Annotated in this window: 16 protein-coding genes and 1 tRNA gene; 10 read left to right on the top strand and 7 right to left on the bottom strand. The window is 47.3% G+C overall.

Annotated elements, in window-relative coordinates:
- Window positions 1-504: 504 nt before the first annotated feature.
- From Q8L79_RS13030 to recA, 6 genes are all read right to left on the bottom strand, one after another.
- A tRNA-Ser gene (locus tag Q8L79_RS13030) sits at window positions 505-596 on the bottom strand.
- Window positions 597-825: 229 nt separating this feature from the next.
- Complete coding sequence (csrA, locus tag Q8L79_RS13025) at window positions 826-1,026, bottom strand: carbon storage regulator CsrA (protein WP_006893378.1); 201 nt, start codon at window positions 1,024-1,026, stop codon at window positions 826-828.
- Between the two features lie 92 nt (window positions 1,027-1,118).
- On the bottom strand, window positions 1,119-2,345 hold the full coding sequence (locus tag Q8L79_RS13020; RefSeq protein ID WP_305271937.1) for an aspartate kinase: 1,227 nt from the start codon (window positions 2,343-2,345) through the stop codon (window positions 1,119-1,121).
- 13 nt (window positions 2,346-2,358) lie between these two features.
- On the bottom strand, window positions 2,359-4,962 hold the full coding sequence (gene alaS, locus Q8L79_RS13015) for an alanine--tRNA ligase (protein ID WP_370869966.1): 2,604 nt from the start codon (window positions 4,960-4,962) through the stop codon (window positions 2,359-2,361).
- A gap of 60 nt (window positions 4,963-5,022) precedes the next feature.
- On the bottom strand, window positions 5,023-5,493 hold the full coding sequence (locus tag Q8L79_RS13010) for a regulatory protein RecX (protein ID WP_305271933.1): 471 nt from the start codon (window positions 5,491-5,493) through the stop codon (window positions 5,023-5,025).
- 6 nt (window positions 5,494-5,499) lie between these two features.
- Window positions 5,500-6,537 (bottom strand): recombinase RecA, encoded by a 1,038-nt coding sequence (gene recA, locus Q8L79_RS13005; protein WP_305271931.1) that lies wholly within the window; start codon window positions 6,535-6,537, stop codon window positions 5,500-5,502.
- A 448-nt stretch (window positions 6,538-6,985) separates the two neighbouring features.
- Here recA and cyoE point away from each other — a divergent pair, with 448 nt between their 5' ends.
- The 8 genes from cyoE to Q8L79_RS12965 all read left to right on the top strand — a co-directional run bounded on the left by cyoE (window position 6,986) and on the right by Q8L79_RS12965 (window position 11,459).
- The gene (gene cyoE / locus Q8L79_RS13000; RefSeq protein WP_370869965.1) at window positions 6,986-7,876 is read left to right on the top strand and encodes a heme o synthase; all 891 of its coding nucleotides are present in this window, start codon (window positions 6,986-6,988) and stop codon (window positions 7,874-7,876) included.
- A complete protein-coding gene (locus Q8L79_RS12995) occupies window positions 7,873-8,907 on the top strand; it encodes a glycosyl transferase family protein (protein ID WP_305271928.1) in 1,035 nt (344 codons plus the stop codon). Before cyoE ends, Q8L79_RS12995 begins: the two co-directional genes overlap by 4 nt.
- Window positions 8,908-9,009: 102 nt before the next feature.
- Window positions 9,010-9,357, top strand: a complete 348-nt coding sequence (locus Q8L79_RS12990) for a type II toxin-antitoxin system RelE/ParE family toxin (RefSeq protein WP_305271926.1) — start codon at window positions 9,010-9,012, stop codon at window positions 9,355-9,357.
- Window positions 9,354-9,680 (top strand): helix-turn-helix domain-containing protein, encoded by a 327-nt coding sequence (locus Q8L79_RS12985; RefSeq protein WP_305271924.1) that lies wholly within the window; start codon window positions 9,354-9,356, stop codon window positions 9,678-9,680. Before Q8L79_RS12990 ends, Q8L79_RS12985 begins: the two co-directional genes overlap by 4 nt.
- 153 nt (window positions 9,681-9,833) lie before the next feature.
- Window positions 9,834-10,061 (top strand): addiction module protein, encoded by a 228-nt coding sequence (locus Q8L79_RS12980; RefSeq protein ID WP_305271922.1) that lies wholly within the window; start codon window positions 9,834-9,836, stop codon window positions 10,059-10,061.
- 7 nt (window positions 10,062-10,068) lie between these two features.
- Window positions 10,069-10,326 carry a type II toxin-antitoxin system Phd/YefM family antitoxin gene (locus Q8L79_RS12975; RefSeq protein ID WP_305271920.1) on the top strand — a complete coding sequence of 86 codons (258 nt, stop codon included), beginning with the start codon at window positions 10,069-10,071 and terminating at the stop codon, window positions 10,324-10,326.
- Entirely contained in the window at window positions 10,314-10,631 is a 318-nt protein-coding gene (locus Q8L79_RS12970; RefSeq protein WP_305271918.1) for a type II toxin-antitoxin system RelE/ParE family toxin, read from the top strand. The genes Q8L79_RS12975 and Q8L79_RS12970 overlap by 13 nt, the downstream gene beginning before the upstream one ends.
- Window positions 10,632-10,637: 6 nt before the next feature.
- Window positions 10,638-11,459: an alpha/beta hydrolase gene (locus Q8L79_RS12965; protein ID WP_305271917.1), complete on the top strand. Its 822-nt coding sequence runs from the start codon at window positions 10,638-10,640 to the stop codon at window positions 11,457-11,459.
- Here Q8L79_RS12965 and Q8L79_RS12960 read toward each other — a convergent pair.
- Window positions 11,431-12,048, bottom strand: a complete 618-nt coding sequence (locus Q8L79_RS12960; protein ID WP_305271915.1) for a PilZ domain-containing protein — start codon at window positions 12,046-12,048, stop codon at window positions 11,431-11,433. The genes Q8L79_RS12965 and Q8L79_RS12960 overlap by 29 nt on opposite strands.
- A 177-nt stretch (window positions 12,049-12,225) precedes the next feature.
- On the opposite strand from Q8L79_RS12960, the gene Q8L79_RS12955 reads away from it, so the two are divergent.
- Window positions 12,226-12,822 carry a hypothetical protein gene (locus Q8L79_RS12955; RefSeq protein WP_305271914.1) on the top strand — a complete coding sequence of 199 codons (597 nt, stop codon included), beginning with the start codon at window positions 12,226-12,228 and terminating at the stop codon, window positions 12,820-12,822.
- 38 nt (window positions 12,823-12,860) lie between these two features.
- Window positions 12,861-13,343, top strand: a complete 483-nt coding sequence (locus Q8L79_RS12950; RefSeq protein WP_370869962.1) for an FKBP-type peptidyl-prolyl cis-trans isomerase — start codon at window positions 12,861-12,863, stop codon at window positions 13,341-13,343.
- Window positions 13,344-13,482 lie beyond the last annotated feature (139 nt).

The following is a 13,482-nucleotide window of genomic DNA, read 5'->3' as shown; positions in this document are numbered from 1 at the left end:
CTGTGTCAAAACGCACAAATCGAGAAAGCTGTGGAGTTATTGAGCTAAATATCGATCGTTGTGGAGTCAACCAGGAAAACAGCGTCCAACATTTTCCACTCATCAGTGTTGAATTTTCCAGTCAAAAAAATTGCATTGCTAATAATATCAAAAGGGTAGTGGCTAGTTGCTGGAAAGTTTAAACGCTCTTTTGTTGTAATAATGGCAAAATTTAGACGCTGTTTCACACCACCACGCAGCAAATCCCAGACAAGCCCGTCCCCCGCCCAAAATCACTCCTTCTCACCCGCGCGGTTTTTGCGAAAAAATTTTGCAGTGAAATAAATTTCTAAATGGTGAATATAGCTGACGTGCCGGAGTTGCTAAGTATCTAGCGAGTAGAAATAAACAATTGAAATGGCGATATTTGAACTGATAAGGCGATTAGCGACGTCTTTCAACCGCCAATTTTCGCCAAATTGTTTTTTGAATTTTGATTTTTTGCTTTAAAATCAATGACCTATATGGCGGAGAGTGAGGGATTCGAACCCTCGATGGGCGATAAAACCCATACTCCCTTAGCAGGGGAGCGCCTTCAGCCTCTCGGCCAACTCTCCAAATAGATGATATATCTCTTTAAGCTACGGCCTTGTGCCCAGAGATATTTTTAAGAGGGATCCTCTCAAAAACGAACATAATTCCCTTTATCTAACGATATTAAGGCGCAAACGCTAAACTACTCCACAAAAAACATTTTGCGAAATACTTTACACCCTACTTGAGACTAAGCTCACATCAATTAGCTGGTGAGTGCCTACGGCACTCATAAAAATTCCTGCTACGATTTTACTCTTCAGATCCAGTCAAGCCAGCCGGCCCATTCTGTTCTTTTTTGATCCTTTCGTAAATCTCTTCCCTGTGTACAGAAACTTCTTTTGGTGCGTTAACACCTATGCGAACCTGATTTCCTTTAACTCCAAGAACAGTGACTGTAACTTCATCACCGATCATCAAAGTCTCCCCTACCCGACGAGTCAAGATAAGCATGGCTACTCCCTATATATGTTAAAAACGAACTGTTCTTAAACAGCATCCAACCAAGACGCGCAATTATAGCAGCTTTTTCTTATAAATAAAGCCTAAGATTCTATTTTCTGATCTAATTTAAATGCGGCATGCAATGCCCTGACTGCGAGCTCTAGATATTTTTCATCGACTACAACCGATATTTTAATCTCGGATGTAGAGATCATACGGATATTGATGCCTTCGTCAGCCAACGCCTTAAACATGGTGCTGGCAATACCTGCATGGGAACGCATGCCAACACCGACAATGGATACTTTGACGATGCTGTCGTCACCAGTGACGTTTCTGGCGCCCAACTCGGCGCAAGTTCTATCCAGCAAGGTTTTCGCCCGCTGATAATCATTGCGATGCACCGTAAAGGTAAAATCAGTGGTCGCATCATCGGCGATATTCTGGATAATCATATCAATTTCGATATTGGCATCGGCAATCGGCCCCAAAATTTTAAACGCAACTCCCGGCAAATCAGGCACGCCGGTGATGGTTAATTTAGCCTCATCCCGATTAAACGCGATTCCTGAAATTAAAGCACTTTCCACTTGTGATTCCTCGTAGGTAATGAGCGTACCCTTACCTTCTTTAAATGATGATAATACGCGTAACGCAACGTTATATTTGCCGGCAAATTCTACCGATCTGATCTGCAATACTTTTGAGCCCAGACTGGCCATTTCCAGCATTTCCTCAAAAGTGATTTTATCCAGCCTTCGGGCTTTCGGTTCCACTCTGGGGTCCGTGGTGTAAACACCGTCCACATCGGTATAAATATGACATTCGTCGGCCTTTAAGGCTGCCGCAAGCGCCACTGCGGTGGTATCCGACCCGCCACGCCCCAGCGTGGTAATATTGCCGTGTTCGTCCACTCCCTGAAAACCGGCCACAACCACGACCTTGCCCTCACTAAGATGAGCTCGTATACGTGCGTCGTCTATGTTGCGTATCCTTGCTTTGGTGTGACTGCTGTCGGTAAGGATTTTGACCTGACTGCCGGTATAAGAACAGGCATCGCAACCCAGCTCATGTAAAGCCATGCTTAACAATGAAACGGTAACTTGCTCTCCGGTTGACAGCAACACGTCCATTTCCCTGTCGTTCGGGTGTTTCTGCATGTCTTTTGCCAATGCAACCAGACGATTGGTTTCACCGCTCATCGCGGAAACCACCACGACAATTTGATCGCCCAGATCATGGGCTTGTTTAACCTTTTCGGCGACCGCTTTAATGCGTTCGACAGTACCTACCGAGGTGCCGCCGAATTTGTATACATATAATGCCATTTAATAAAACCTTCTATACGCCAAGTTGCGTTTGGATCCAGGCCGGAACCTGAGCCAATGCGTCAGCCAAGCCGGACGGATCATTGCCACCGGCCTGAGCCATATCGGGTCTGCCGCCGCCTTTTCCGCCGACCTTAGTGGCGACAAAATTCACCAGATCGCCGGCTTTTATCCGTCCCATCTGGTCTTTAGTCACACCGGCAATCAAACTGACCTTATCACCTTCAACAACTGCCAGCACAATTGCGGCGCTGCCTAATTTATTTTTTAACTGGTCGACCATGTCTTTCAGGGATTTGGGATCAACGCCATCGAGCTTGACCGCCAATACCTTAATCCCACCAACATCGACAGCCTGAGCGCCCAGTTCGTTACCCGCAGAACTCGCCAGCTTTGCGTTCAAGCGTTCCAGCTGCTTTTCCAAAAACCGGTTTTTCTCTATCAGTTGCTCGACTTTTTCCGGCGCTTTTTCCGGTGCGCTTTTAACCAATCCGGCAATACTGGCAAGTGCCTGATCGCGACTGGCTATAAAATCAAAACAACCGCTACCCGTTACCGCTTCAATTCGCCTCACGCCTGCCGCGACACCTGTTTCATTAATAATTTTAAAGCAGCCTATATCCCCTGCCCGTTCGACATGGGTACCGCCGCAAAGCTCGGTTGAAAATTCGCCGATTTTCAAAACCCTGACTTCATCGCCGTATTTCTCGCCAAATAACGCCATTGCACCGGCCTTGACCGCTTCATCTTTCGCCATGACCTGTGAGCTAACAGGATTGTTTGCCCGAATCTGCTCATTAACGATACGTTCAACGGTGCTGATTTCGTAAGCCGTGACCGGCTCAAAGTGGGAAAAGTCGAAGCGCAACCGCTCGGGATTAACCAACGAACCTTTCTGCGCGACATGATCGCCCAAAACCTGCCTTAATGCAGCATGCAACAAATGGGTCGCCGAATGGTTAAGCTCGGTTGCCTTTCTGTCTGCCGCGCTGACACGGGCATCGCATAACTGGCCGCTAGTCAGGGTTCCTGAAATCAATTTCCCTTTATGTAGAAACAGGTTTCCGCCCTGTTTTTGAGTATCGGTGACTTCAAATACCGCTCCATCTGCTTCGATTTTGCCGCAGTCGCCGATCTGACCGCCGGACTCGGCATAGAAAGGCGTTTTATCTAAAATAACAATGCCTTCTTCGCCATCCTGCAAGCTGGTTACCGGTTGACCTTTCTTGTAAAGACCGATGATATGCACCTGATCGTCAAGCTGATCGTAACCAGTAAATTCGGTTTGCACATCAAGCTTTATATCCTGATCGTAATCAGCGCCAAAACTGCTCGCAGACCTTGCTCTGTCGCGCTGAGCCGACATCGCCATTTCAAATCCGGCATGATCGACAGTCAGATGATTTTCACGGGCAAAATCAGCAGTCAAGTCAACGGGAAAACCATAGGTATCATAAAGCTGGAATACCGTATCGCCGGGGATCACAGAGCCTTCCATCTTGGCGACGCAGGCCTCCAGAATCTTCATGCCTTGCTCCAGGGTTTCGGCAAAGCGCTCTTCTTCTTTTTTCAGCACCCGCTCAACCTGGGCTTGCGCAGCTTTAAGCTCGGGAAAAGCTTCACCCATTTCATCCGCCAGCGGTGCGACCAGTTTATAAAAGAATACATCGCGGATACCCAAACGATAACCGTGCCGGATGGCGCGACGAATAATGCGGCGCACCACATAACCGCGTCCTTCGTTGGACGGCATCACGCCATCCGTTATCAGGAATGCACAAGAGCGGATGTGATCGGCAATCACCCGCAATGAACTTTGCGTCAAATCGCTGATACCGGCAAGCTCGGCCGCCGCTTTCAACAGTTTTTGGAATAAATCGATTTCATAATTGCTATGCACGCCCTGCAACACCGCCGCGATGCGCTCCAGCCCCATGCCGGTATCGACCGAGGGTTTCGGCAACGGCGTTAACGAGCCGTCAGCGGCACGATCATATTGCATGAACACCAGATTCCAGATTTCGATATACCTATCGCCATCTTCATCCGGCGATCCGGGAGGTCCACCGGCAATATCCGCACCGTGATCGTAGAATATTTCAGTGCAAGGCCCACAAGGCCCCACATCACCCATAGACCAGAAATTATCTTTAGCGCCGATTCTGGAGAACCGGACTGGAGAAATGCCGACATCATCCAGCCAGATTTTTTCCGCTTCCGAATCTTCGTCAAAAACGGTAATCCATAATTTTTCCGCCGGAATTTCCAGCTCCTTGGTCAAAAAATCCCAAGCAAAATGTATCGCTTCTTTTTTAAAATAATCGCCGAAGCTGAAATTACCCAGCATTTCAAAAAAGGTATGATGCCTCGCGGTATAACCGACGTTTTCAAGGTCGTTATGCTTGCCGCCCGCCCGCACACAACGCTGACTGGTTGCGGCCTTGCTATAGTCGCGATGATCTCTGCCTAAAAACACATCCTTAAACTGCACCATGCCGGCATTGGTGAACAATAAGGTCGGATCATTGCCCGGAATCAGTGAACTTGAAGGCTGTACGGAATGTCCTCGCTCGCGAAAGAATTCCAGAAAGGCGGTGCGCAACTGGGCGCTAGTCATCTTTTTCATAATAAATAAATGCTTTTAAAAAAATCGGGTTGCGCGAGGCTTACCCAAAACTTAGAGAAATCTAATATTCAACTCATCAAATAACGCACTGATCATTGCGCCCGAAAACCCGCGATGCAATAAAAAACGGCTGCGTTTTGCCCACTCATTGCGTTCCAACACCGTGTCATGGCTGTATTTTTTGCTGTAAACCTGCTCCAGCAGTGCCATCCAGCTACCGGCCTCTTCTTGGACGATGCCTTCAAGGTCAAACGCCGCTATGCCGTTTTGTTTAAGTTCGTAGCTTACGCGAATTGGCCCGTAGCCCTTCTGGATTCGGAACCGGGCGTAGCTTTCCGCATACCTTAAATCATCCTGCCAGCCGTGCTCGGCCAGTTCATCAATGACCGGCAGCGCGTCATCCCTGTCAAAACCTCTTAAAGCCAATTTAGCCAGCAATTCCTGCCGGCAGTGTTCTCTGCGCGCCAAAAGGCGCAAGCAAACGCCTTCGATTTCCTTGGCGACCTGAGCCTCTCCAATCAAAACGAACTACTCGTCCTCATCAACCACAGGCGCTTCAATCAAAGGAGCAACTTTCTTACCGAAAGCCTCGGCTCTTATTTTGGCTTCAATTTCTTTTGCTTTTTCAGGGTGCTCTCTTAAGAAGGCCTTTACATTATCCTTGCCCTGTCCGATTTTTTCCTCACCGTAGCTGTACCAGGAACCCGCTTTCTGAATAAAACCGTAACTTACGCCCAGATCCACCAGTTCGCCTAGAAAAGAAATGCCTTCACCGTATAAAATCTCAAACTCAGCTTGTCTAAAAGGCGGCGCAACTTTATTCTTGACGACTTTTACCCGGGTTTCATTGCCGATAACTTCTTCGCCCTTTTTAATCGAACCGATACGCCGAATATCCAGACGCACCGAAGCATAAAACTTAAGCGCATTACCGCCGGTGGTGGTTTCAGGACTACCGAACATGACGCCGATTTTCATCCTGATCTGGTTAATAAAAATAACCAGCGTATTGGAACGCTTGATATTACCGGTCAATTTCCGTAAAGCCTGAGACATCAAACGCGCCTGCAAACCCATATGGGAATCGCCCATATCGCCTTCAATCTCGGCCTTTGGCGTTAACGCCGCAACCGAATCAATCACGACTACATCAACCGCACCGGAACGCACCAGCATGTCGGTAATTTCCAGCGCCTGTTCGCCGGTATCCGGCTGGGAAACCAGCAAGTCATCGACATTAACGCCAATTTTTTCGGCGTAACTTGGATCTAAAGCATGCTCGGCATCGACAAACGCCGCCGTACCACCGAGTTTTTGCATCTCGGCGATCACTTGCAGCGTCAATGTCGTTTTACCGGATGATTCAGGGCCATAAATTTCAATAACACGACCGCGAGGCAAACCGCCGCAACCCAGCGCAATGTCCAAGCCTAAAGAACCCGTGGAAACCACATCGATGTCACGTGAAGCAGCTACATCGCCCATGCGCATCACAGAACCCTTGCCAAATTGCTTTTCTATCTGCATCAGCGCCGCGCCTAGCGCTTTCTTTTTGTTCTCATCCATTATTAGTGCCCTTTATGCCCTGCGGCTATGTCGGTTAGAAAGAAATATCGCCAAAATCAAATTATTTATTATCACATACAGACAGGGCTTCGGATAGTGTTGATTTGCCTGAAAAGATTCAAGTACCGCTCCCATTACGTCGCCGCATACAGCAGCGCGGAAAAATTTTGTCTTATTTTTAAGGCCGTGACACTGACTAATTCCGATAAAAACAGCGATAAGATATATCCGGATAGCTCCGTAATGGATTAATCATAACGCTCACTTTATAAAAACGTTGCCGAGCTGAACTATTTCAATAATCAATAGTTCACTGTATTCTATACAGTAACTGATGTTATGCAATCATCGTTCCTATGCTCAGGCAGCGCTGAGCGGATCGTCTACAATGCCATTCCCACGGTTTCCATGGGAGCCGTACCCTAAACTAAAAGTTGGAATCTATTAAATAATGACTAGCGAATCTCCTAGGCCCTCCTGGCAAAGTTATCTTGAGTTATGTAAACCCAAAGTGGTTGCCCTGATCGTCTTTACGGCTATTGCAGGAATGTTATTAGCCGTTCCGGGAATGCCGCCCATTGGCTTGTTTATCTACAGCAGCCTAGGGATTGCTCTGGCCGCCGCCTCGGCTGCCGCGATTAATCATTATATCGACCGCGAAGCCGACGCGCTGATGGATCGCAACAAAAACCGCCCCTTGCCCAAAGGCGAATTAAGCTCTACCAATGTCATCACTTTTGCGTTGGCGCTGGGCGTTATCTCGATGATATTGCTGATCGTCATGGTCAATATCCTAACCGCATTGCTGACTTTTTTGTCGGCGCTGGGTTACGCGATTATCTATACGGTCTACCTTAAAAGAATGACGCCGCAAAATATCGTTATTGCCGGCGCTTTCGGAGCCACTCCGCCGATGCTGGGCTGGTGCGCGATGACCGGTGAACTGCATCCTTATTCACTGTTGTTATTTTTGATTATTTTCGCATGGACGCCGCCGCATTTTTGGCCGCTGTCTATCGCCAAACGTAAAGAATTCGCCAAAGTCGGCATACCGATGTTGCCGGTAACACATGGCGTAGAATATACCCGTTTGCAGATTTTGCTTTATTCGCTGTTGCTGTTTATCGTCACCCTTCTGCCTTATCTGACCGGCATGAGCGGCCTGATTTATTTGTCTGCTGTGGTGCCGTTGGGTCTCGGCTTTATTTATTTCGCCATTTTGATGATGCGCAGGAAAGACGACAAAACCGCAATGCGAACTTTCTTTTTTTCGCTGATGTACCTGACCGGCGTGTTTATTGCCTTATTAATCGATCATTATTTTAAATTTACCTTATGACATTCACTCATCACGAACAAACACCCTACCCGGAACATCCATTCGCAGAATTCATCCGCATCCTGGGTAAAGGCAAAAAAGGCTCAAGACCGCTAACTCAGGATGAAGCCTATCGCGCGATGCACATGATTATGACCGACCAGGTGCAGCCCATTCAGCTGGGCGCATTCCTGGTGTTGATGCGCGTCAAGGAAGAATCTCCAGAAGAATTGGCAGGTTTCGCCCAAGCGGCTAGAGAATCATTCGATCTTGCTGATAATGCCGTAAAAGTCGACCTGGACTGGTCGTCTTATGCCGGAAAACGCCGACACTTGCCCTGGTTTTTGCTGTCGGCTTTGCTGCTGTCCGAAAACGGCATCACCGTTTTTATGCATGGTGCCAGCGGCCATACAGCAGGCAGGCTGTACACTGAAAACATGCTGGGTTATTTGGGCATTCAATGCGCAAGCTCAATTAACGACGCCAAACTGCAACTTGAGCAACAGAATTTCAGTTATTTATCGCTGGAGCATTTCTGCCCCAAGTTGCATGAAATTATCGAACTGCGCCCGATACTGGGCTTGCGCTCGCCGGTGCACACCCTGGTGCGTTTGTTAAACCCGTTTAATGCACAATACAGCATCCAGGGCATATTCCATCCCGGTTACCGTCCCGTGCATCAACAAGCTGCCGCCCTGTTAAACCAGCCGCACATGGCGGTATTAAAAGGCGAAGGCGGCGAAACCGAACGTAATCCCGATATGGAATGCCTGGTGCAAAGCGTGCACAACGGCGAATTGTCCGACGAAAACTGGCACGCTTTGTTTAAGCACCGCCATGTTAAACCCGAGCTGCTTGAGCCGGAGCAATTGGCGTTAATCTGGCAGGGAAAGGTTGAAGACGAGTTTGCGCAAGCCTCCATCATCGGCACGGCTGCAATTGCGCTTAAGTTATTGGGCAAGGCTGAAACTCAAGAACAGGCTCAGCAATTGGCGACTGATTATTGGTTGGGACGGGATAAGCAAAAATATGCAGGGTTATCTAATAACTGAAACCAAACTCTTAGCAGAACTCTCCAACATTTTTTTAAGCAAAAAGCATCTGCTTGCAGTACGTTGTCAAATATGACAATATTGCCCAAATAAGGCAAACATATGGCTAAAAAGACACGGTCTATTTCATGGATAAAAGCGGCGCGGAAAGACTTTGAGGATTTTCCTGCACCGGTGCAGATGGATGCCATCCGCGCACTGACCGTCGCAACGGAAGGCCGGATGGCCGACCATGTAAAACCGTTAAAGGGCTTCGACACAGGTGTTATGGAAATTGTCCTGCGTCACCGTGGCGACGCTTTTCGCGTTGTTTATGCCGTCCAAATCGGTGAAGAATTATGGGTTGTTCACGCCTTTCAGAAGAAATCAACGCAAGGCATTAAAACACCGAAACATGAAATAGACCTTGTGCATGAACGTCTAAAACGATTAAAGGAAATGTTGCAATGAATGACGAACCTTTTGAAATTATCCGTGGCAGTGGCAACGTATTTGCCGACTTCGGCCACCCCAATGCCGCAGTTGAACAACTGAAAGCATTGTTGGCCGCAGAAATTATCGGTGTTCTTGATGACTGCGCCTACACAGTGCGTAAAGCAGAAGAACTGACCGGCATTGCCGCCGCTGACTTTTCACGCATCCGTAAAACCAAGCTCGACCGCTTCACCATTGACCGGCTTATGACAATCCTTAAACGTCTCGATCAGGATGTTGACGTGCATGTTACTGTTCGTCCTCACAGCGAAAGCGCGGATGTCCAGCGACTTTTGTAATATAAGTATTGCAAACCAATCGAGTACGACCTCATTGATTCGTAAGCTGGAAACGCCACCTCGCGCTACGCTTGGGTGGCCTTATTCTGGCCTACTTTCCTACGAGTGTGGCGATATAGAGGTTATTCATATGGCGAAAATGGGAACCAGAATATGAGCAAAATAACCGCAGCAGATACTCTTGAATTATCAATACATGAAAGGATTCAATTGATAGAAGACATCTGGGATACGATAACTGCAAAAGCATCTTCTATTGAACTGACCGACGAGGAGAAAAGCATAATTGATGAGCGGCTGGAAAAGTATCACCAAAGCCCTGAATCAGGCTCTCCGTGGGATGATGTCTACCAGAGAATCGTGAACAAACAACCCCATTAGGCTTTTTATGAAAATAGAACTCGTCACCACTCTTAAACGTCAGGCCACTAAAATTCTTGCCGAACTGCACGAGTCCAAAGAGCCTGTTTTAATAACCGAGCACGGTCAACCGTCGGCCTATCTGGTAGATGTCGATGATTATGAGCTTATGCAAAGTCGTATGCGTCTTCTTGAAGGTATAGCGAGAGGGGAATCGGCCATTTTGGAAAATCGCACCTATAGCCAATCGGAAGCGAAAGAGAAAATGGGCAAATGGCTCAAATAATCTGGACCGAGCCGGCCTTATTAGACTTGAATGAAATTGCCGAATACATTGCACTTGATAAACCAGATGCGGCGGGCCGCTTGGTTAAACAGGTATTTTCCAGTGTTGACCGTCTTGAACAGTTTCCTGAATCAGGCCGTATACCTCCAGAATTAGAGCACTCAAAGTATCGTGAAATCATCGTTGGCCCCTGCCGAATCTTATATCGTGTCGGTCAAGACAAGGTCTACATAGTTTATGTTATGCGGGGAGAGAGGCAACTCCGGAAGTACTTGCTGGATGATCGGATACAAGGCTCCAGCTAACAAAAAATGCCAACATTTAAACCTATGCTTTCAATACTGCTGACCTACTTACTGCTCCTGCTGATAGTTTTTCTATTCCAACGAAAAATGATCTATTTCCCCGATACGTATTCGATCGAAGACCAACAACAATTGGCCGATCAAGCCGACCTGAAACTCTGGCCGTCAGCGGATGATTATCGGGGACTGGTCTCTAACACATCCCAACCAAACAACAAGGGCACGGTTATCGTTTTTCACGGCAATGCAGGTTCTGCAACCGACCGGACTTATTATCTGGACGCGTTGGAAAAACAAGGTTACCGGGTGATCCTGGCCGAATATCCTGGCTATGCCGCCAGAAACGGCGCGCCATCGGAAGCTGCATTGGTTTCGGACGGCGTCCAAACTGCAAAACAGGCGTTAAACGACTTTGGCGAACCTGTTTTTCTGTGGGGGGAATCAATCGGAGGAGGCGTGGTCAGCGGCATTGTGCAGAGCGGGCAGGTTCCGGTTAAAGGCATTGTCCTGATCACGCCGTTTAGCAGCATGGCCGATGTTGCGCAACACCATTACTGGTTTTTTCTTGCCAAATGGCTGATCCGCGATAACTTCGACAATATTAAAAATCTGCAAAATTACTCGGGTAACGCTGCGATTTTGATCGCGGAAGCGGATGAAATCATCCCCAATAAATACAGCTTAAAGCTGTTCGAGTCACTGCACCATAACAAGAAACTCTGGACATTTAAAGGCGCGGGTCATAACACCCTACCGCTAAATAAAGAGCTTCCGTGGTGGCAAGAGGTTATGCAGTTTGTTAACGGGCAAAACTGGGTATCCCCTTAATCTCCGTTTTTTCCATATGTACATATTGCAAGCCGAGCAATGTTCCTGCATCGGCAGTACGCTCAACCCATACCACCTTAATCTCGCCGTCCAGACCCAACCGCTCAAATTCAAACACGGTTATCTCACCGGCTTCAACAGCGACGGATTCAGCAAGCGTAACCATTAACCCGTCCACCGAAACATTGACGGTATTAAATTCGCGATATGCACCATTTAGCAGGATTCTGCCTGAAGCTGTCATGTTTTTTCTATGCACTTTTCTCTTGTATAGTTGATTATCAACGTCATAGGTAACATTTCTAAATTCCAGTGCTAACAATATATGATTATTAAGCATATCAACCCTGACTACCTCGGCTTCACCAGCCAAGCGCATTTCCGGAAGATACAAATCTATCGTGGTCGATGCAGACAGCATATTAAAAATATCTTTGACATCTCTACCCGCCTGATCAGGTTTTAATTCTGCAAGCACACCGGTTAATGAAAGATCTTTAATAGTGATTTCCTGCTCTTCTTCCCCCATATAAATCAGACCATGCGACATTAAATTTTTTCGATAAGGCCGGTTTAAATCTAAATTCATCTAACTTTCCTCTCTGATTATCTATTTATCTTGCTGTTTAAATACTGTATAAGGCTACCTCGTGCAATTATAGTGTCTGTGTTATATTTTTTCTTTTCATTGCAATTATTTTTCCTGTCCTGAGTTTGTCGAACGGGATTGCCCACAATATCTGAATCCTACACAACGCACCGCATTATGAAAAAGCCATTAATCCTGCTCTTGCTATTGTCCCTGACCGCCTGTACGGCACTCACGCCTAAAAACAGTGACAATATATGCTCTACTTTCAGGGAAAAAGATGACTGGTACGATGACGCTAAAAGCTCATTTAAGAAATGGGGCGTACCCATTCACATTCAAATGGCAATCATGCATCAGGAGTCGCACTTTGTCGCCGATGCGCAACCGCCGCGCCCTTGGCTGCTGGGGTTTATTCCCTTGCCCCGAGCCAGCAGCGCCTATGGCTATGCCCAAGCCAAAGATGAAACCTGGGACAGTTATCAGGACAAGGCAGGCAGTTGGGGGGCGGATCGCGATGAATTTGCAGATGCTACTGATTTCATCGGCTGGTATTGCAACATCAGCCACACCCGGCTGGGCATATCGAAGCTGGATACCAAAAACTTATACCTCGCCTATCATGAAGGACATGGCGGTTATCAGCGCAAAAGTTATTTACAAAAAGCAGGACTCGTACAGATTGCCAACAAAGTAGCCAAACGGGCAAAACTATTTCAAAGCCAATTAAGCGGATGCCAAAGCGATTTAGAAAACAAAGGCTGGTTTTTTTGATAAACTATCGATTCTACGTTAACAATAAAGGATAAGTCGTGAGAAAAATTCAAACTAAAGTTCTTTCAATCGTCACCGTTCTTCTTATAGGATTTACTATGTTTTCAATGGCCAATGCCACCACCCCCGCAGAAAATAAAGCCGCAGGAACAGCCTTTCTTGCAGAAAACGCTAAAAAACCCAATATAGTAACAACTGCAACCGGCTTGCAATACGAAGTATTAACACCCGGAACCGGCACTGCTTCACCTTCAGCCACCGATAACGTTACCGTACATTACAAAGGCACAACCCTTGACGGCGAAGAGTTCGACAGCTCTTACAGCCGCGGCGAACCAGCCACATTCCCGCTAAACAGAGTCATCGCCGGATGGACAGAAGGCGTGCAGTTAATGAAAGAAGGCGCCAAATACCGTTTTTATATCCCGTCAGAACTTGCTTATGGCGAACAAGGTGCAGGTCGTGCAATCGGCCCGAACGCTGCATTGATCTTCGATGTTGAGCTGATTAAAATTCAGTAAGAAAGCAGGCTAAAGGCGCAAGGCGAAGGACAAAAAACCGTTGCTTTGCATCTACCGCTCAGCCTTAAACAGTACCCGATCATCCGTTCCGACTATTCAAAGCCGGCTTTGAACTCCAGCGTTAAAGGAGTCCAAAGCT

The sequence above is a fragment of the Methylobacter sp. genome, from assembly GCF_030680395.1.
Taxonomy (GTDB): Bacteria; Pseudomonadota; Gammaproteobacteria; order Methylococcales; family Methylomonadaceae; genus Methylobacter_A.
Note: the sequence above shows the minus strand (reverse complement) of the source record. Positions and strands in the feature narration are given on the sequence as shown.